15 protein-coding genes and 2 pseudogenes are annotated in these 19,977 nt (G+C 57.3%); 4 read left to right on the top strand and 13 right to left on the bottom strand.

Annotated features, from left to right (window positions below; translation table 11 throughout):
- The first annotated feature begins 108 nt into the window (after positions 1 to 108).
- Positions 109 to 1,689: an NAD-dependent succinate-semialdehyde dehydrogenase gene (locus tag EM858_RS17120; RefSeq protein WP_348628179.1), complete on the top strand. Its 1,581-nt coding sequence runs from the start codon at positions 109 to 111 to the stop codon at positions 1,687 to 1,689.
- 24 nt (positions 1,690 to 1,713) lie between these two features.
- On the opposite strand, the pseudogene EM858_RS17115 reads toward EM858_RS17120, so the two are convergent.
- Positions 1,714 to 1,947: pseudogene (locus EM858_RS17115) on the bottom strand (glutamate dehydrogenase); the annotation flags it as partial.
- 364 nt (positions 1,948 to 2,311) lie between these two features.
- On the opposite strand from EM858_RS17115, the pseudogene EM858_RS17110 reads away from it, so the two are divergent.
- Both EM858_RS17110 and EM858_RS27430 read left to right on the top strand, forming a co-directional pair.
- Positions 2,312 to 2,842, top strand: a pseudogene (locus EM858_RS17110) (bifunctional methylenetetrahydrofolate dehydrogenase/methenyltetrahydrofolate cyclohydrolase); the annotation flags it as partial.
- 225 nt (positions 2,843 to 3,067) lie between these two features.
- Positions 3,068 to 3,421, top strand: a complete 354-nt coding sequence (locus tag EM858_RS27430) for a hypothetical protein (RefSeq protein ID WP_245483008.1) — start codon at positions 3,068 to 3,070, stop codon at positions 3,419 to 3,421.
- Positions 3,422 to 3,826: 405 nt separating this feature from the next.
- On the opposite strand, the gene EM858_RS17100 is transcribed toward EM858_RS27430, so the two are convergent.
- The 3 genes from EM858_RS17100 to EM858_RS17090 all read right to left on the bottom strand — a co-directional run bounded on the left by EM858_RS17100 (position 3,827) and on the right by EM858_RS17090 (position 10,209).
- A complete protein-coding gene (locus EM858_RS17100) occupies positions 3,827 to 6,472 on the bottom strand; it encodes a bifunctional diguanylate cyclase/phosphodiesterase (protein ID WP_127757379.1) in 2,646 nt (881 codons plus the stop codon).
- A gap of 232 nt (positions 6,473 to 6,704) precedes the next feature.
- Complete coding sequence (locus tag EM858_RS17095) at positions 6,705 to 8,972, bottom strand: methyl-accepting chemotaxis protein (RefSeq protein WP_127757378.1); 2,268 nt, start codon at positions 8,970 to 8,972, stop codon at positions 6,705 to 6,707.
- A 271-nt stretch (positions 8,973 to 9,243) separates the two neighbouring features.
- A complete protein-coding gene (locus tag EM858_RS17090; protein WP_127757377.1) occupies positions 9,244 to 10,209 on the bottom strand; it encodes an AraC family transcriptional regulator in 966 nt (321 codons plus the stop codon).
- 159 nt (positions 10,210 to 10,368) lie between these two features.
- Here EM858_RS17090 and EM858_RS17085 point away from each other — a divergent pair, with 159 nt between their 5' ends.
- On the top strand, positions 10,369 to 10,632 hold the full coding sequence (locus tag EM858_RS17085) for a hypothetical protein (protein WP_127757376.1): 264 nt from the start codon (positions 10,369 to 10,371) through the stop codon (positions 10,630 to 10,632).
- Positions 10,633 to 10,661: 29 nt separating this feature from the next.
- Here the strand turns inward: EM858_RS17085 and ribB are convergent, their stop codons facing one another.
- The 9 genes from ribB to EM858_RS17040 all read right to left on the bottom strand — a co-directional run bounded on the left by ribB (position 10,662) and on the right by EM858_RS17040 (position 19,960).
- Positions 10,662 to 11,465 (bottom strand): 3,4-dihydroxy-2-butanone-4-phosphate synthase, encoded by an 804-nt coding sequence (ribB, locus tag EM858_RS17080; protein ID WP_127757375.1) that lies wholly within the window; start codon positions 11,463 to 11,465, stop codon positions 10,662 to 10,664.
- Positions 11,462 to 11,761 carry an NAD(P)H-dependent oxidoreductase gene (locus tag EM858_RS17075; RefSeq protein WP_245483007.1) on the bottom strand — a complete coding sequence of 100 codons (300 nt, stop codon included), beginning with the start codon at positions 11,759 to 11,761 and terminating at the stop codon, positions 11,462 to 11,464. The genes ribB and EM858_RS17075 overlap by 4 nt, the downstream gene beginning before the upstream one ends.
- 16 nt (positions 11,762 to 11,777) lie before the next feature.
- Positions 11,778 to 12,767, bottom strand: a complete 990-nt coding sequence (locus EM858_RS17070; RefSeq protein WP_246666514.1) for an ABC transporter permease — start codon at positions 12,765 to 12,767, stop codon at positions 11,778 to 11,780.
- Between the two features lie 39 nt (positions 12,768 to 12,806).
- The gene (locus tag EM858_RS17065) at positions 12,807 to 13,775 is read right to left on the bottom strand and encodes an ABC transporter permease (protein ID WP_127757373.1); all 969 of its coding nucleotides are present in this window, start codon (positions 13,773 to 13,775) and stop codon (positions 12,807 to 12,809) included.
- Positions 13,775 to 15,334, bottom strand: a complete 1,560-nt coding sequence (locus tag EM858_RS17060; RefSeq protein WP_127757372.1) for a sugar ABC transporter ATP-binding protein — start codon at positions 15,332 to 15,334, stop codon at positions 13,775 to 13,777. The genes EM858_RS17065 and EM858_RS17060 overlap by 1 nt, the downstream gene beginning before the upstream one ends.
- 509 nt (positions 15,335 to 15,843) lie before the next feature.
- The gene (locus EM858_RS17055) at positions 15,844 to 16,176 is read right to left on the bottom strand and encodes a GFA family protein (RefSeq protein WP_245483021.1); all 333 of its coding nucleotides are present in this window, start codon (positions 16,174 to 16,176) and stop codon (positions 15,844 to 15,846) included.
- 68 nt (positions 16,177 to 16,244) lie between these two features.
- Positions 16,245 to 17,471, bottom strand: coding sequence for an LL-diaminopimelate aminotransferase (locus EM858_RS17050; protein ID WP_205649557.1), 1,227 nt, complete (start codon positions 17,469 to 17,471; stop codon positions 16,245 to 16,247).
- A 66-nt stretch (positions 17,472 to 17,537) separates the two neighbouring features.
- Positions 17,538 to 18,707, bottom strand: a complete 1,170-nt coding sequence (locus EM858_RS17045; protein WP_127757369.1) for an ABC transporter substrate-binding protein — start codon at positions 18,705 to 18,707, stop codon at positions 17,538 to 17,540.
- A gap of 128 nt (positions 18,708 to 18,835) precedes the next feature.
- Positions 18,836 to 19,960 carry an LLM class flavin-dependent oxidoreductase gene (locus EM858_RS17040; protein WP_127757368.1) on the bottom strand — a complete coding sequence of 375 codons (1,125 nt, stop codon included), beginning with the start codon at positions 19,958 to 19,960 and terminating at the stop codon, positions 18,836 to 18,838.
- Positions 19,961 to 19,977 lie beyond the last annotated feature (17 nt).

The raw sequence follows: 19,977 nt of genomic DNA, 5'->3' as shown, positions 1-19,977 counted from the left end.
GCCTGCACCATGACGCGGCATATAGCCGGAGCGGTCGAAGGGCCGCTCCGGTTCTGTCGTTTGACGGCAGAAAAAAACGGGCAAGGCCCATTTAAGGAGGAGGACGCCGTGACCCTTACGCAGGCGCTCAAAAAGCATATCAAGAACACCAACACCTTCGGCGATCTTGCAGCAGCCGCTGGCCCCGTCGAAACCGCCAGACGCTTCCCAGTCCACAATCCCTCGACCGGTGAATTGCTGGCGGGGTTGCCGGATATGCAGGTCTCGGATGTGGCGCTCGCAATAGACCGGGCTGATGACGCAAGAGAGCGTTGGGCGGGTCTGACCGCGCGCGAGCGTTCCGACATCCTGTGGCGATGGCACGAGTTGATCGTCGATCACATCGATGATCTCGCTGCTATTCTGACCTGCGAAATGGGCAAGCCGCTTGTCGAGGCGAAGTCGGAGATTTCCCATGCCGCGGCTTATGTCCAATGGTATGCGGAAGAGGCGAACCGCATCTACGGCGAGACGATCGCGGCGCCGTCTACCGACAGACGACTGCTGGTGATCAAGCAGCCGGTCGGCGTCGTCGGCGCCATCACGCCCTGGAATTTTCCGGCCTCGATGGTTGCGCGCAAGATTGCGCCGGCGCTGGCCGCCGGCTGCACTGTAGTCCTCAAGCCCGCAGAACAAACCCCGCTTGTCGCAGGCGCCATGTTCGCACTTGCCCGGATGGCCGGTTTTCCGGAAGGTGTTCTCAATCTGATCTATGCGTCGGACGGCGATGCCGTCGGCAAGGAGCTTTGCTCGAACCCGAAGGTTCGCAAGATCAGCTTCACCGGATCGAAGGAGGTCGGCCGGCTGCTCATGCGCCAACGCTCCGACCAGATCAAGCGGATCAGCTTCGAGCTTGGCGGCAACGCGCCCTTCATCGTATTCGACGCCGCTGTTGACGGTGCGATACAAGCGAAGTTTCGAAATGGTGGTCAGACTTGCGTGTCCGCCAATCGCATTTACGTGCAGGCCAGTGTCTATTACCTGTTCTCCGAGAGGTTCGCCGAATGCGTCAGGCGGCTGCAGGTTGGCGACGGGTTCAAACCGGACACCGCAATCGGTCCGCTGATCGACACTCACGCTCTGGCGAAGATTGAGGCGCATGTCGACGACGCGGTGAAAAAGGGAGCAATGGTTCGCTGCGGCGGTCGTCGGATCGGCGCGAAGGGGACATTTTTCGAGCCGACCGTCATCACCAATGTCGTCGGTTCGATGCGTATCGCGCAGGAAGAGACATTTGGCCCCTTAGCGCCGATCATCCGTTTCGAGGACCCGGAGCAGGTGATCCGAGAAGCCAACGACACCATCTATGGCCTCGCTGCCTATTTCTACGCCTCGAACCTCAAACGCGTCTGGCGGGCATGGTCGGCATCAATACCGGCCGCATGTCATCGGAGGCCGCACCCTTCGGAGGCATCAAGCAGTCCGGCATTGGCCGCGAAGGCTCGCGGCACGGTCTCGAGGACTATCTCAAAATGTAGTACCTCTGCATGGGCGGCCTCTAACGCTGGCTGCCGCCCTCCAACGTCGACGCCGGGTTCGCCGATGTTAAAATCTGGATCGCCTCAAAAAAAGAGGCTGCCATCGACCGATGTCCTACGGCAGCCAAGTCGCTTGGGAGGCGAATTAATAGCCGAGGCATCGATCGAATAATCGATGGCCCGGGCAGGCAGTTGATCAGATTCCTATCGCTTCATAGGCATCGGCGATCTGCCGGATCGACGCGACATAGGCGGCGGTCCGATAATCGCCAAGCTCCGGCTGCTATTCGATGAGGTCGGCGATGCGTGTCCAAGAGCTGCGCATGACGTCTTCCAGTCCAGAGCGAACCAGATCGATTTCTGCCCCGCCTTCGAGAAACTCGTCGCGGATATCGGCAGGAAATACCTTGCCGGTCATGCGCTCGAGCGCTGGCGCTTCAAGAACCGCTCTCAAAGCTAAAGCCGAAGACACCCATCACCCGCACTTGGCCTACCCTCTGCAACCCCGGCCAGCGCCGGGCAGGCCAAGCGCTGATCGCCGACAGGGGGGTGAAAATTGGATAAGTAAAAGGGGTCAATGTTCTGTGCCGATTGACACAGTGGAATTCTACCTTGGCCTATCGCCAGAGGAGGAGCGCACGGTCTTCCTTGGATTATCGTGTGACGGCCGGCCGATTAAAAGAAAATCGCGAGCGGTCTGATCCGTGGCACTGGAGGGAATGGATTGTCGAAAATTGGTATCGCTGGAGGATCCGGGTAGCTGGGCTTATGCATGGCGATAGGGCTGGGCGATGCTTGCGACGGGCGATCTCGTTTGGGGGCTCATTTCGTGCACCCCCGCAAGCGCCATGAGACTGGTAGCTAATATCCACGGCAGTGACCTCTCGGGTTTGAACGCCGTCGTCATCGGCCGCTCCAATCTCTTTAGTAAGCCGATGGCGCAGCTTCTCCTCAATTCCAACGCGACCGTGACGATGGCGCACTCACGGACACGCGACCTGCGCGCCATCTGCCGCAATGCGGACATCCTCGTCGCCGCAGTAGGGTGCCCCGAGATGGTGAAAGCCGATTGAGTGAAGCCTGGCGCGACTGTTATCGATGTGGGTATCAACCGCGTTGACGCGGCTGAGCGGGGGGCAGGTAAGACAAAGCTGTTGGGTGATGTTGACTTCGATGGTTGCTTGCCTGTTGCAGGCGCCATTACGCCTGTGCCCGGGGGCGTCGGTCCTATGACGATTGCCATGCTGATGGCGAATACCATGATCGCTGCCAATAATCAGGAAGGAACTATCAAAAATGCTGCGACGCGCTCCCGCAAAGGCTGAGCCGGTCGCTGGTAAATTTGGCACGGCTGATAACATAAGCTGCTTTCCTCCAGAGCCTGGTTTCGGCTTTCCAACGATTCAATGCAGCGTGGCGGGCTCGCTGCGTCCGGTCGGCCCCTCCTCGACGTGTACGAGGCAATCACCGATGACTTAGGCCTTGGATGTTACGCGAACTATTCCGGTACGCCGGGGGAATTAACGACCCACAGGCCACCAGTTGCGGAGATGCTGAAGGCGAGCAACGCTGCCGTTGTCTCTCACGCCGACCTGCACGACTTCAATCGTGTCATTGACGAGCACATCTTGCCGGAAGTGTTCGTCTCGCGCGACAAGGTCGTCGATTCCTGGCCGGGGCCTGCTCCCCGCAGCCTATATTGGTCTGCCCTATTGCGTGAGGACTGGACTGTGCATTACGAGTTTCTGACGATCGATCTCATGCCGTTTATGAGGCGCGCGAGCGAGCGGCTGAACGACCTTGCCGCAGCACGAGAGGTCCTCATATCATCGCCCTCGGTTTTGGCGGGGCGCCCGTCCTTCGAGGCACCCCGCATTCGGCCTACGATGTTGCGGCGTCAGTGACCGCCGCCATTCAACGGAGCGCATTCTCGAAACCTGGCGTAGTCTGAATGGAGAAAAGATCAGTCTCTTGACGATCTACGCCGGAGCTAATCCTCTGCGTAGGGGGCCGCGTATTGGGCAACCCTCCCGAAGGATCGGTTATCTCCTCACGGATCGTCGCGTCAACCGCCCCAGGAAGGCGGGATGTAGTTTCTGATTGATGAGTGCCTCAATCTTGAATTGGCAAAGATGGCGCTGGAAGGTTATGCCGAAACGAGCCATGTCGTCTGGACGAAACCCAGTGGCCCAAGGACTGGGAGCTCAACCGATAATTCTTGAGCGCGACTGGACTTTCGTAGCGAAGAACTCGTCGGTTTCGCGGATTGAGAGACAAGCCGGGCGCGAAGTAACAATGTGCTCACATCGCTATCCATGTCGGCATGCGTTTGCTACGAGAAGTTCGGACTTCGGGATGGGCTTACTGTAATAGAACCCCTGTGCCACAGCGCAGCCGCTTTCAGTCAAGAATTTTTCTTGTTCGACCGTCTCCACGCCCTCAGCGACCACATTTTGCCCTAGGCAGCGCGCAATCGAGAGAATTGCCTTCACCAGTTCCCGACTACGCTTGTCGGATCGATTGATGAATGACCGGTCGATCTTGAGGGTATCAATGGGAAAGTTGGCCAAATAGCTCAAAGATGAGTAGCCAGTGCCAAAATCATCGATCGCTATGGAAATTCCACTCGCATGCAATTGAGAGAGTGTCGTCGAAACGCCCTCGCAGTTGTGAAGCAGGAGGCTCTCAGTTATTTCGACCTCGATCCACTCCGCACGGCAACAGGTTTCCTGCAATATGTCCGCGATCGTTTGCGACAAATGCGGGCATTGAAACTGCTTGGGAGACAAATTTATCGCGATCTTGTGCGGGGGCAGTCCATCTGCATTCATGGCGGCAGCCGTCAGACACGCCTCATGCAGCACCCAGCGTCCGAGATCGATGATCAATCCGGTTTCTTCGGCGACACCTATGAATTCGCCCGGAGGGATCATTCCCATCTTCGGATGATGCCATCGAAGCAGGGCTTCTGAACCGATCACCTTTGCGTTGTCCAAAAGGACCTTTGGCTGATAATGGAGTTGAAGTTGCCCATGTTTCATCGCTAGGCGTAGATCTGATTCTAGCGCCAGGCGCTTTTCAGCCCCAATCGTGAGATCCCTTGAGTAGAAGCGGAACGTGCTACGCCCCGAACGCTTCGCCAGATACATTGCAGAATCCGCATATTTCACCAAATCGTCGGGAGCCTCGCCGTCATTTGGAAATACCGATATCCCGATGCTGCAGGATACAAAGAACTCCCTGTCGGAAAGCATGAAACGTTCTCCGAATGCGGCGAGCATTCCGCTGGCAATTTGAGCCAAATCGTCATTGTCCTTAACATTCGGAAGCAAGACAGCAAACTCATCGCCACCGAGTCTCGCCACTGTGTCGCTGGTACGGACGCCTTCTTTCAAGCGGGTCGCCACCTGCCGCAGCAACTCGTCACCGACAGGATGTCCCATAGTGTCATTGACTGCTTTGAAATGGTCCATGTCGACCAGCATCACCCCGGCTCGCTGGCCCGCCGAAGCCGCGTCCCCGATCATCTCGCGTAACCGTTCATTGAAAAGTGTCCGGTTAGGCAGGCCGGTCAGAGAATCGTAGAATGCCATCTGACGGATTTTCTTACGGGACGTGTCCAATTCGGTGATATCGCGGGCGACGCCGAGAATCCCCGTCAGCTTTCCCCCCGAAAATACCGGAACCTTACGAGTTTCCAAAAGCACTGGTCGGCCGTCCTCGTGAGCGGTGAACCGTTCCTCATTAATGAGAATACGGCCGGCTTGCATGGCCTCCTCATCCTTGTCGCGAAAAAACTGGGCGAGCTCGGCAGGAAACAGATCATAGTCCGTTTTCCCAACGATTTCCGCTTCTGCCTTACCGACCAATCCTTCGAAGGCATGATTGCACAGCAGATATTTGCCTGTTACGTCTTTCAGCCATACCATGTCCGGAATGGTCTGCAGGACACTTAGGAGGCGAGTCCGAGCTTCAATAGTCGTTCCCTCGGCGTGCTTTCGTTCGGTAATATCGCGAGATAACACAAGAAAAGTGACGGTTGAGTGATTGCTGCTGGGTCGCTTTGCCACCGACAGTTCAAACCAACGGGATTCGCCGTTTGGTAGGGCGATACGGACACACCGACCGTAGGAGGCGCCGGTTTCATCGGCTTCTTCAAGTGCCAGCATGGCGATGTCGGCCTGATCTGGAGGGAGCACATCGCGGACAAGCTTACCGAGCAGCACTTCTTTTCGCTGCGCTAGGAACTCCTGGTTCCTTGCCCAGACCTGCAGGTAGCGACCGTCGGCATCTACCTCGAACAGAACGTCGGGAATGGCGGCGATAATTCCCTCTGCGAATTCAAGAGCCTCTTTGAGATCATGCTCCGCACGTTTTCGCTCTGTGATGTCCAACATTGCGCCAACCAAGCCGATCCTGTTACCGGCGACATCAGTGATCGCTGTTTTGCTGAGTAAAAGATCAACTACGCCACCATCTTCCGCGGTGGCCTTTGCTTCATATTGCTGAACACCGCCATTGGCAAAAAGCGCCTCGTCCAACGCGGCATACGCCTCGGCTATGGGTGCGGGTACCAAATCGAAAACGGTTTTTCCGATAATTTCTGCTCTTGAGCGACCGGAGAAGCTTTCAAACGCCCTGTTGCAACCAAGGTGTACCCCATCTCTGTTCTTGAAGAAGACGGGTAACGGGATCGCATCGAGTACGACGGCACTGGACATCTCTTCGGCGTTGAATGGCATGTCGACGTTTGTCTCATGATGCCGGGGGGCCGCCCGAAAAGACTTCTCAAAGGGTTGCCCCAGACTAGCGACATCCCCGTCGTGACCGTGCGATGGCCGGACAATGGAGGCCTCCGAAAATGGCGATGCCGTGCCCGTGGCAAGCGGAGGACTGGCATTGACCGCATTGCGTAAGGCGTGACGCCTCTGGATGTTTTGAGCATCAGTCGCCATCTGCGTTTCTACAGGCTGTCCGAGCCGGGATGTTAGTTCCGATTGACGTATCTGTGTCACGTGCCAGTCCTCTTGTAACGTGGCTGAACAATCATGCGTCAAGCCAGGGTTTTGTTAGGACCGCACAAGTCATTTGGCGGAGTATCATGCCGCTACCCCACCGGGATATCGCTCTCGTTCACAATCCGCAAAGATGCGTATTTACTGTGGTCGCCGCCGCCGCCCCTAAGATTTAGAGCGCTTGCCAATCATCGTTCGAAGGCGCGAGCGCCAGGTTACCGCGGCGCATCGGATAGTTTCCGCAGTCAACCCTTGTCTGACCGGCCGGGAACCTCTGTCCAAGTTCGCCCGTCACCGTCTGTGGCTGGAAATCCGCGCTCTTCTCTTCGAAGTGGAAATGTTTCAACAGCGCGGCAAGGCTTTGGCTCTCTTGGGCGAGGTGTGATCCTGCAGAATTCATCTCCGCGACCATGCTCGCATTTTCTTGAGTGGCATGGTCCATATGATTAACCGCGCCGTTGATCTCACGCAGGCCCGATGATTGTTCCTGGGAGGCTGTTGCGATTGCGTCCATATGGAGATTTACATCCTGGACAAGCTCTTCAATCGTTCTCAGACCCGATCCGGTTTCGCTCACGAGCCTTACGCCCTCGTCGACGGCCAGAGCTGAATTGCCGATGAGATCCTTGATTTCTTTCGCCGCTTTCGCTGAGCGCTGTGCAAGCTCCCTGACCTCCTGGGCAACAACCGCAAAGCCTTTTCCCGCGTCGCCAGCACGCGCTGCTTCGACGCCGGCGTTCAGCGCCAGGAGGTTCGTTTGGAAGGCGATCGCGTCGATGACGCTAATGATCTGCGCAATCTGTTTAGAGGAGTTTTCAATGCGGTTCATGGCTTCGATAGCGTTGCGCGCAACGCGACCGGACATTTCCGCATGATCTCGCATCTGCCGGACGGCTCCGCGCGCCTCAGCCGTCCTCGTTGTCGTCGATACAACGTTGGCGGTTATTTCCTCCAATGCGGCTGCAGTTTCCTCGAGCGAAGCCGCCTGCTGCTCGGTGCGTCTTGAAAGATTTTCAGATGCGGCCGAGACGTCCGAGCTGCCATTCGTGACCGTTTCGACTGAATGGCCGACGGTAACAAGCGCGTCCCGGAGCTGGCGAATGGATGCGTTGAAGTCCCTGCGCAAGCTTTCGAACTGTGGCGCTAACGGCTCGTCGATCTCATAAATCAGGTCTCCATCCGCCATCCGCTTCAACCCGGTTGCCAATGCCGTCGTCGCTCGGACGAGGCGCTCTTCTGCTTCTTCTTCAGCCCTTGTCTGAATATCCAACTTCTCTTGGTCAGAACGAACGCGCTCGGCTTCCGCGGATGTTTCCAGGTGATTTTTTTGCATGGCCACGCCGCGGAAAAACTCGAGGCAACGCGCCATGTCGCCGATCTCGTCGCGTCGGATCGTCAAGGGCACCGGCGCCGATGTATCGCCTTCTGCGAGTGCCTTCATCCGGCTTGTCAGTGTTCGAATGGAGCTTGAAATTTTCCGAACGACGGAAATGCACAGAATGAGTACCGTCGACATGATCAGAAGTGTGGCGCCGGAGTAGCCGATAAAGGCATTGCGAAGATCGGCGTATCGCTGAGATGCCATCTCGTCCAACTTGTCGCCGGTGCGCATAATCAGTTCGGTCAACAAAGCGGCCCGCTGTTGGGTCATTTCATTCCATCGATCCAACGTTTCGGTGGGGAACGAAACGCCCGGCAGGTTCGCGTAAACCTGATTGCGAACGTCTGCGATGAACTTGCCTGGGGCGCTGGCCTCGAAGTCGTCATACGATTTGACGAGATCGGCAGGGAGAAATTCGTGCATGGTGGGCACATAAAGCTGCTTTAGGTTTTTCGATTGTAAGAGGGACGAAAATAGATCGACGGACATCGCTGAATTCTTGATGTAGGCTCGGCCGGGCCTGATCTCCAGCAAACTTGCTTCCGTGATCTGCATCAACGCATGAAAACCGGTAATTTGACGTGCCAAGTCCAAGTCATTGACAGTCGCCCCAGTGCGACGGACGAGCTCCAAGCCCGCAACGGCAGCTGGGCGCAAGGCAACGGCTCCCTCCGCCTCGCCAGCCGTCCCGTCATCGACGCGCTGGCGGAAGCTGTCGATATTCTCTCGCCGTTCACGAATGATCTGTACTGCCCGCTCTATGGCTGGATCGTCGAATGCCTTTTTCCAAGAGTCGTAAGCGGAAAAGACCGCTGTAAAAGCGCTGTCCGATGCGGCTCGTCTTGCCCGGCGGACGTCGGCGCCTGCAAACGCTTCGGCCGCTACAGCCTGGGCCAGGAATCCGCCTTCCCGCCCAAGTTGCTGCGTTGTTTGCGCGCTTCGAAACGTAGAGTATTCGTGATAATAGCCCAGTGATGTCGATACTCCTATGAGTAAGAACGCCGTCAACGGGATAATTGCCAAAATCATTAAAAGTAGAGATAGCGGCAGTCTCGACATATGTACCTCATGGACTAAAAATTACACCGGCTTCCATTAGCGATGCGGTCCAGAACATTGTGATATCGACCGCTATGTGTTAGATGAGCGCGGCACACTTACCAGATGATTAACCCCTGTACTCGTTTGGAACTACGTTGCGCAGATCGGAACATCGTTGCGTTTAGGGGATAATCTGCGCGACAGATATTGGGCCCAGCCAGTTGCTGGAGAGTTCTATTGCTATCACGCTTTAAACACGGTCGAGTGCGCCGCCTGATCGGCAATCCGCTTATGATATACGCAATGTTTCCGAGGGAAGTACTCCATAGCGCTTGCGATAGTCCGCAGAAAACCTGCCTCTATGCACGAAGCCCCATTTCAGAGCGACCTCGGTGACCGAGAGGCCCGGCTCACCTGTCATCAACTCCTCATGCACTGATTCCAACCGTAGGTGCTGCAGAAATGCCTGAGGGGTCGTATTTCGGAAGTTGCGGAAACCGTTCTGAAGAGTGCGTCGGCTAACACCACAAGCCGTTGCGATTTCCTCAAGAGAAAGCGGCCGAGCAATATTGGCACGCATGTAGTCGATCGCTCGCTTAATCGCCTTGGGTAAGGGTGGTTCAGCAACGCGGCATAACTCAGGTGAGTAGCGATGCTGCGCAGCTTCGATCAAAAGCTCCATCGTCGTTTCGGTGAGGTGATTAAGTGCTATTGGTGATTGATGGAGGATTCCGTCTCGTAGTCCAGCATAAAGCACTGGTACCAGTTGCACCAAAAGAGAGCCGAACCCGACCGACAGATCGATTTCTGGTGAGAAATCGAGGCTGCCTCTTATCGGCGTATTGAGCCGACGTCCTAAGCGGCGCGTCAATTCATCATGGGCGATCCTGAGGCCCAAATGTTTTCTGGGCCCAATGAACTGGGTTGCACTCGCCGACATGCTGTTCACAAAAACGCCACGCCTTCCCTCCGACGGGATTTGTCTGCCGTCCACGGTAACGATCGATCGCCCATGGAGTGGAAGCATGATGATGTTTGCCTCCGCCGGTCCCAAGTGCTGTATCTTGAGGTCGCCCTCGTAATGCGCAGCAATAACTGCAATCGGGCCGTTGGCGATCGCATGTATATCGTAGGCGATCGTCTTATCGCCCTCTACATGCGCTGGTGATTGCGGGGAAAGCCTGGAAAGCGCTTCCGCGAGCTCCTCGCTGCAAGTGCCTTTGAGCGAGAAATGGTCAATCTTAGATGGGGACACTCTCAACTCTCCACATCATCACTTCCTTCCCGAAACGGTATCCAAGCATGAGGTCCGCCTATCGCCATCGACGGGCGAACAGGACAATTGAGGGGTTGCAGCCGGTCCTCGCCGTCACTTCGACAAGAATCTTAGACTTAAGGGCAAATAGGCGAGCCCATGGCGCCGTTCTGTTTTTTTAGTGCTGCGCTGGAGCCGAAGCGCTACATCCAGCATGAACTCTCGTTTTACAGCGTGGTAGGATTGAAGCTTGTTGTTGGCGAAGGTACGACCAAATTATTCTGCCCACAGGCGGATCGTCTGGTGCGAGACAATGACCCAGGACCGGCCAGCATGTCCTCGATCACCCGCAGGCGCAAAAGCAACGCGGAAAGAAAGCCATACCGCGTGGGCAATAATTTCAACAGGAAAGCGGCGGGGTGATAAAGCGGATCACGGTTTGTCATGCCCAATCATCGCACAGCAAACCCAAGGTCCGTTTCCCCCGTTGGCACCTGCGAAACGCGCTTTTCGTGTGCTGTATCGGAGACTGCCAACGCAGGAGTTCCGCTCTCCCGCTGGGGGCATGTAGAACGTCTACTTGCCAGATACGAAACATTCGACAGCGCCGCCGCCGCGGCTGCGTCCTCTTCTTGAGGGCCGTTTTCATCGATCTCGCGGCAATAACCGATCAGGGCTTCGATGGTCACCATAAGAAGGTCGTGGCGCGCGGCGAATTCGCTGAGCTCGGGAAGACGCGCCATAGTGCCGTCGTCGTTGGCGATTTCACAGATGACACCCGCTGGCTCGAGCCCGGCGAGCCGCGCGAAATCCACTGCGGCTTCCGTATGGCCGGGGCGCCCGAGTACACCCGACGGGTTTGCCCGAAGAGGGAATATATGGCCTGGCCTTGACAGGTCTGCCGGCAATGTCGCTAGGTCGGTAAGCGCCCTGATGGTCTTGGCGCGGTCTTCTGCGGAAATCCCGGTCGATACCCCTTTTATCAGGTCCACTGAGACCGTGAATGCTGTCTGCATGGAGTCCGAGTTGCGCTCCACCATAAGCGGGATATCCAGTTCGTCCAGCCGGTCCCCGGTCATCGGCACGCAGATCAGGCCGCGCGCATAACGCATCATGAAGGCAACATGATCGTTCGTCACCTTGTCCGCGGCAACTAGGATGTCGCCTTCGTTTTCCCGGTCTTCGTCGTCCACGACGATGATCATCTCTCCGGCGGCGATTGCTTTAACCGCGCTCTCGATGGAAGCAAACTTCATGTTTTTCTCCTTGAACTAACCATGGCCAGAGTACGTGCGAGTTGGCGGTCGACCCGCTCGCGAAGTTCCGCAGATGGTTGCGAATCCGGGGAGTCGCCGTCCATCGCATAAATGAAGTCACCGCAAACCTCGGCTTTGAAAAAGCCCATCAATGAGCGCAGGTGCGCCTTGACATGCTCGCCATGGGCCTCGGCCTTACCCGTTGCGAATATCAAAACAGGTTTGCCCTGCAGGGCTGTCATTTCGAAGAGGTCGAAAAGATGCTTGAGAAGGCCGGTTATCGCGACAATCTTCATTTGGCCGGCCCTCCGATCAGATCTGGTTGCGGATATGCGGGGTACGAGCGTAGACGGCCACCATCGGCACGATTAGCAGACCCACGATCGCCTGTTGCGCGGCAAAGCTCAGGCCAAGCCCGACGAGCAAGGACGTCAATACCGTCAATACGAGTACGCCGAGAACGGTTGCCCCGTATCCGCCTGCGCCACCGAGCAATGAGGTGCCGCCGATCACGACGGCCGCAACGGTTGTGAAGAGATATGGGTCTCCGACGCCAACGAAGCCGCCGCCGGAAAACCCGAGCAGCAATACGCCCGTCAGTGCCGACATCGCCCCACTGATACCGTGAATGCTGGTCCAGACCTTGGTTTCAGAAATGCCAAGCCGTGCCGCTGCAGTCCTGCTGCCGCCGACGGCGTAGATGGAGCGGCCGAACCATGTGTTATACAAAGCCCAGATGGTGACTAGCGTGACGAGGAGCCACACCAGCACCACGGGCGGCAGGGGCAACCCGAAGGTCTTGCCGTTGAACGCGGCGATATTGCGGAGCCAGTCCGGTACGGGGGCGAAAACCGTTCCGCCGTAGACGGAACCGATGGAGGTGTAGAGTTGTACCGCACCTACAAATGCGAAGCCGACCCCTAGCGACATGATGAGAGCCTGGCCCTGCAGCCTGAAGCTCAAAAAGCCGTTGGCAAGCCCGATTGCTGCTCCCAGGAGAACGACCACTATCACGGCCAGCCAGGCAGGCATCCCGGTAACCAACAGGCTTGGGAAGAGAATGTTCGCTCCCCCGATGACATAGGGAATGGAGAGATCGAGCGCGCCGACCATGGCACATAGCGTCTGTCCCAACGATGCAAGCCCCAGAAATGCGGCAAGCAGCAATATCGAACGCGCGTTACGGGGCGAGATGAACCCCGGAACGAGGATCGTACCCAGCACGAGAAGTGCGGCAAGCAGAGTAAAGCCGATTACGATGCTGCGCTGCAGCTTTACCGATCGTCCTGTGATTTTGCTCATCGTCTGTTCCGTTGCAAGTGAAGTCATTACCAGTCCTCCCTAGAAAGCCGTGCGCCGGGCCGTCATGAACACATTGACGAGGAGCGATGCCACGAGGATCAGGCCGAAAGCCATTTGTGTCACGAACCCCGTTACGCTTCCGAAGCTGAAGGCGGAAAGCAGGTAGGAGATGAGGAACATGTTCAGCGCACCAAGCGTCGATCCCAAAGCCCCCCCTCTCCCGCCAGCCAGATTTGCGCCACCGAGCACCAGGGCGGTAACCGCCTGGAGCGTGTAGCTGCTTCCCTGGGTAGGATCGCCCGAAGAGATCAATGCCGTATAGCTGAGCGCCGCCAGGCCGACGAACACGCCGCCGAGGAGATGAGCGCAGATGCGTACGGTGTCGACTTTCACTCCACTCGTGTAGGCCATCCGTTCGTCAGCGCCTGTCATGCGCAGGTGGGAGTAAAAGGTGGTCCGGCGCATAACTGCCCAAAGAGCCAACGCCGCCAGGACGATAATGAGCACAGGAGAGACGATTGTGGTTCCTGCTCCCCACGTCATCATCCATTCCGGCGCAACGCCGCCCGGCCTTGACATGACCATGAGGTTCAAGCCTGAAAGGACGAGGAAGCTGGAAAGCGTGACGATGATGGGAGCGACCCGGACGTAGATGATGATGAGCGCCTGCAGCAACTGGTACAGTGCGCCGACTGTCACGACCCAGCAAATAACCGCGAGTGGCGATGTGTAACCACTTGCCGAAAGCCAGCCGATCAGGGTGACGTTCACGAAACCCATCAAAGGGCCAACGGAAAGGTCGACCGAACCGCGGCCTGCCATCACGATCGGTGTCAGAGCCAGCGTCGTGAGGATCAAAGGTGCTGCGACAATGATTGCTCCGCCCATTCCGGTTGCGGTAAACAGCCGCGGCGAGAGCAAGGCTGCGGCGACGAGCAACACTGCGAAAAGAACAAGCGGTACGGTCAGAGACCTGTCGAGCGTAGGAAATCCAAAACGTTGCGACATCAGTGTGCCTTTCTCTCTTTGGAGAACTCGATGGTGTCGGCCACCGAGCGCCCGAACATTGCAGCGAGAATGGTTTCTTCGTTGATGTCGGGGCCGTCCAGGGAGCGATGGATGCTTCCTTTGTGAAAGACATCGACGCGATCGGCGAAACCAAGAAACTCCTCGATCTCACTCGAAAGGTAGATTACAGAGCCGCCACCTTCGACAAACAGCCGAAGCTCGCGATACAGGTCGCGTTTGGTGTTAAGGTCGACGCCCCGAGCAGGATCGTTGAGAACGATCACTTTGGGATCATTGGCGAAAGCACGACCGATCAGGACCTTCTGCTGGTTACCACCAGAAAGGGACGTAATCCGGTTATCCGGGTGACCGATCTTGACGCGGAGCCGCTCGACCTCCCGGGCGAACGTCTGCTTTAGCTTTTTGCGCCTGATGACACCGAATGGCCCCAGGTTCTTTTGATAGATACCGATGGCAAGGTTCTCGAAAATGCTCTGCTGCGGGAAAATACCTTCCCGCTTCCGGTCTCCGGATACATACACAATGCCCTTGTTCGCGGCGTCGTCGAGCGTGCTGACTTTGACGAGACCGGTGCGTTCCCTATTCAGGATCCGGACCTCTCCTCCAAACGGCGAGATAATCCTTGCGACCAGTCGAACGAAGGCGTCCTGGCCTTGGCCGTCCAGTCCCGCAACGCCCACGATAGATCCCTGCGGCAGGACGAAGTCGAACGGTTGCGATGCCTCCTGTGGGCGTGCGCCATGGACAGAAAGGGCCTCCTTGCGATCACCCGGCAGGCCCGCTGCAGACGTTGAAGCAGCCGCGGAAATCTGGCGGTCTTGAGGGGTCATCATGCGCAGGAGATTGGCCTCGGTGATCTCGAATTTCTCAAGAACACCGACAGTGAAACCATCTCTCAGTATTGTCGCCCGATCCGCGATCCGGACGAGCTCGGCGATGCGGTGCGTAACGATGATGACCGCGCACCCCTCGGATCGGAGCCGATCGATCTCTTCGTAGAGGCGGACGGTCGCGTCGAGATCAAGTGCAGCCGAGGACTCGTCCAGGATCAAGACCTTGGGTTTCCTCAGGACGGCCCGGGCGATAACGATCCATTGCTTGATGCTGAGCGGAAGGTCACCAACGTTCTGCCGAAGATCAACCGGCTTTCCCACCAGGCGGTCCAGAAGGCTTTGCGCAACGCTTTCACGTTCCCTGGAGAGTTTCCGAAGCGAAAACAGGTCCTCGCTTCCCACGAAAAGGTTGTCGAGGACACTTGCCTCATCCGCGACAAGGACTTCCTGGAAGATCGTAGCGAGACCAACCTCCTTGGCATCGACTGGCGAGGTAATGGACTTGCCAAGGATCAGGACAGATCCTGCATCGGCAGCGATAACGCCGGACATGATCTTCGCCATGGTGCTCTTGCCGCTGCCATTCTCGCCAACGATCGCGTGCACCTCTCCTGCCCTGGCGACAAAGTCGCATTTCTTCAAAGCCTTCGTTTCGCCAAACGATTTGGCAACGGCCGTCATGCTAACGGCGACGTCATTCGTCATACCGATCCTCCCTCTAGGCAGCAGCAAATCGCCCCAGAACATCCGATGGCCGAGCCTCCTGCTGAATTGTGACTGCCGTCTTTGAACGCTCCGAGAACTCGCTCGATGAATTATAAAATGACAGATTGTCTGCTAATCTGTCAATAGTGTCGACATGCCGATATCGGGATGTCGGGTTGATTTCGATGAAACCGGTTGGTCGCTCGACGCCCGCAACGTTGCAAAAGCATGTTGTCACACACCTGACGTCGGTCAGAGGTTCTCGATCGGAGTTCCGCCCGATCGGAAGCGATCTGGCGACCATCGCGATCAGGACAGGACCAAAGCACTGTTGAGGGTGTCCGGTAATCTGATGAAGGCAACCATTTCGATTGGCGGCGTACGTAACGTCCCAACCTCGGCGCGTCGAACGCGGCAAGTGCCATTCGATCATCCAGCCCTTCGCCGCTGGGGGCGGGCAGATCGAACTCATGGTCGATCAGCCCTTGGCGCGTGCAACCGTGTAAGGATCACGGGAACTCTTCGAAGTTTTCCTTCGCGGGGTCGTGAGCAAGCCACGGCCTGGCATGGGATAGCCAGACGTTGGACATAGGAACTGAACCAGGATCAGTGTCAAAAGTGCCTGCCCGCAGCACCTTCATCTCCGGGTTGGCAGGCCGTTCGGCATAAACGTGCGAACCACACCGCGAGCAGAACCACCTCAGTTTTCCAGGGGTCGACTCAAAGCTGTGAAGGACGTCCTCGCCGGAAGTCAGCTTGAAATTCTCACTCTTCACCTTGGCGGCAGTGTTATGATCGGCCGAATGGGACTTTCTGCACGTCTGGCAGAAGCAGTTCCACATTGGGCCATCCAGTTCCGACACTTCGTACTGGACCGCTTTGCATTGGCAAGATCCGAGGATCGGCATCTTCAAAATCCTTTCGTCGTTTTATCGAGTTGTGGCGGTCGCGCGGTTGGAGAAAGCCACCGCTTCAGGTTCCGTGCAGCCTGCCTGATCCTGTCTTCATTCTCCACGAAAGCCAGCCGTACGTATTCGTCACCCATCTCGCCGAAACCGATACCCGGCGAAATCGCGACCTGTGCCTTCTCGAGCACGAGTTTCGAAAACTCCAGCGAGCCAAGGTATCGGAAATCCGGGGGTATCTTCGCCCATGCGAACATCGTCGCCGCAGGAGCTGGAACGTCGAACCCGGCATCGGCAAAGGTCTTCACCAGTGTATCTCTGCGCGTCCTGTAGATGTCTCTTGCCCGCGCGGCGTCCTCCCCGTCCGAGTTTAGGGCATGAGCGGCGGCGACCTGTATCGGCGTAAATGCTCCATAGTCCAGGTACGATTTCACGCGCGTCAACGCTTGGATGAGACGTTCGTTACCCACCGCAAACCCAACGCGCCAGCCGGGCATAGAGAATGTCTTCGACATCGAGGAGAACTCGACGGCCACGTCGATTGCGCCGGGGACTTCGAGAACAGACGGCGGTGGCGGACCCTCGAAATAGATTTCAGCGTAGGCGATATCCGACAGAACGATGAGATCGTGCTTCTTTGCGAAGGCGATGACGTCCTTGTAGAAGTCAAGCGTCGCGACGCGAGCGGTGGGGTTCGACGGATAGCTTATGATGAGCGCCAAAGGCTTCGGTACCGAATGCCGCACCGCCATTTCGAGAGCTTGGAAGAAGGTCTCATCCGGCTCGACGGGTACCGACCTTATCACGCCCCCTGCCATGAGAAATCCGAACGTATGAATCGGATAGGAAGGGTTCGGGCAGAGAATGACATCCCCGGGGGCGGTTATGGCCTGTGCCATGTTCGCAAACCCCTCCTTGGACCCGAGCGTCGCAACAATCTGGGTATCCGGATCAAGCTTCACATTAAACCGGCGGGCGTAATACGCAGCCTTTGCGCGGCGAAGACCGATAATGCCTTTGGAAGCCGAATAGCGGTGCGTGCGCGGATGCTGCACCGCTTCGCATAGCTTGTCCACAACCCAGCTTGGCGTGGGAAGATCGGGATTGCCCATTCCAAGATCGATGATGTCGACTCCGGCCGCGCGCGCGCTGGACTTGAGACGGTTCACCTGGTCGAAGACGTAAGGGGGCAAACGCTGTATCTTGTGGAATTCCAATTTCTGGTTCCTTATCGTAGCCCTCCGCGCCGACGGATGAAGCCGGCGCGGAGGTCGCTGGACAACTTGGGAGGTCGTCGATTACTTCTTCGGCCGCCAGGCCAGCGGATCTTCCGGGCGCTCGAAGTACTGTGCTGCTACGTCCGCGGGCCACCATGCATCGCCCTTGGGCTCGATCCACGCCGTAGAGTTCGGATCGCAATCTTCCGGAATTGCTTCCTTCACATCGTCGATCGTGTAGGGAAGAGACGGTCGCAGGATCGACTGGATCTTCGGCCCCTGGCCTTGGAGTGTCCTCATCATCACGTCCCACACTAGGCGAGCATCGGCCCGCGGCGGCCAGAAATGGAAGCTCTTGCTGATAAAGTCGGGATTCTTACGCCAGTAGCACGCCGCTGACGCCTCCCCGCCGAGGACGATTGGCATCATGTCGCGCCCGGACTGCTGAACCGCGTTGACGACACCGTTCTCCGACGCCGATTGGACCAGGATACCTGCGATTTCAGTAGGGTTCGTCGCGAGGAATTTCTGGACTTCGACCTGTGCGACCTGATCGGTCCACTTGCCAGCTACATCGCCCACGAGGGTGATGTCCTTATACTCGTCGAACGCTTTCTTGGCACCGACGTTGAAGCTGTCGGACGATGCGAAGCCCGGGATGCCCGAAACCGTCAGCACGTTGCCCTTGCCACCAATTTCCTCCGCCAGCCATTTCGCGGCCGTGTAGCCGCCTTGGGTGTTGTTTTCGGTCGCATTGATCGCGTAGGGCGATGTCACGTAGCCCGAAAAGGAGAAAACTGGAACGCCCTTGGAATGCGCGTATTCGATGGTCTGGTTGATGGCCGTGACGTTCGAGCAGCAGATGATGATGGCATCGACCCCGTCATCGACCATCTGGCGCATCTGTTGGATTTGCGTGGCGTCCTTCAGGTCGGACTGCGTGACGACAAGGTCAGATACCAGTCCGGCGTCCTTGTATTTCGGAAGCAGAACATCGGTCATTTCAGTGAGGATCTGGGCACGCCACGTGTTGCCAGCATAAGTGGACGCGTAGCCGATTTTCCACGGCGGCGGCCGCTTGGCAACAAAATCCTTGAGTGGCGTACCGCCGAGGGGAATCGCCGGGTCCACGAGCTGGTAAAGCTGCTTCTGGTCCGGTGGTAGCGAGTCTAAGCCGTCCGCGAATGCGGCGGTGGTCATCAGGCCCAGCCCGGTGATCACGCTCAATGCGGTGTAAACCTTCTTCAGCATGTGTAGGGTCTCCTCCCCTCTGCGCATCCGCTACAGCAGTCGACGCCATTCGCGTCGAGCCACGGAATTGGTGAAACGTGTTTCGATTTCGGATTGCTGGCGGACGGCTTACGCCGCCCGCGGAATGGTCAGTTCCTGAGGCCCGCCTGTTTCAGCAGGGGCATGACGCGGTCGTTGAAAAACGGCAGCTCTTCGTTGTAGTCGACCATTGTGAGAAGCGCGCCATCGACGCCCGTGTTGCTCAATGCGACGAGCTTGTCGGCGACCTGTTCCGGCGTTCCGACGATCGGGTAGCCGCCCCAGCCAGCGATAAAGCGCTCCTTGAACTTCTGGTACATCTCCTCGGAGTGGTTCTGTGACTGAACCTGGAGAACCTCGCAGATGTTTTCGCAGGCTTCCCAATCGCCCTTCTGGTTCACATAGTAGTCGTAGTAGTCCCGGGCTTCCTTTTCGGTCTCGCGAACGACGACCGGGCACGCTGTGAAGGTTCCCAGTTCGCGCTTGTATTCCTCGCGGGCCAACTCCTTGACCTTCTTCACCCAGGCTGCGCCCGATTCCATGTCCTGCATGAAGCCGAAATTGAAGTCGCAGAACTTGGCGGTGAAGTGTAGGCCCTTGCCCGAGGAACCGGCACAGATGAGAACAGGGCGACCCGTCTCCTTGTTGTAGGGCTTCGGCTCGCTGAACGCGTCCTTCACCTTGAGGAACTGGCCGTCATAGGTGACGCCGTTCTTCTTCCACAGGGTGTCAACGATCTCCATCCATTCCGTGGCATATTCGTAGCGGGTATCGTGTTCCATCATCGGAACGCCGAACATCTCCATTTCCGGGGTAAACCAACCCGTCACCAGGTTGAGGCCGTATCGGCCCTTCGAAATATTGTCGATCGTCGTCGCCATCTTCGTCGCGACGATCGGGTTAAGGGTCGGGATATGCGTCGTCGAGAAAAACTGCAGATTCGTGGTCACGGCAGCCAGGGCCGCGGCCCAGGTAAACGTGTCCATGTTCACGCCGTTGAAGTTCGTCGGCCCGCCGAAACCGCGCCACCGGGCGATCGGCACCATGCATTCCCATCCGGCCGCTTCGAGCTGTTTGGCAATTTTGACATTGTGTTCGAAAGTCGGTTCGAACGTTGATTCCGCGGTGGTAATGGCGCAAGCACTCGAACAATTTGTCCCAAATACGCCAAGTTTCAGCTTGTTGCCGTTAAACATCGGGTTTCCGGCGGCGCGGAAATCATCGCTGGTCGTCATATTGAAGTCTCCTCCAC

Origin of the sequence: Agrobacterium sp. CNPSo 2736, assembly GCF_004005385.1 — a bacterium.
GTDB classification, from domain to species: domain Bacteria; phylum Pseudomonadota; class Alphaproteobacteria; order Rhizobiales; family Rhizobiaceae; genus Agrobacterium; species Agrobacterium leguminum.
Note: the sequence above shows the minus strand (reverse complement) of the source record. Positions and strands in the feature narration are given on the sequence as shown.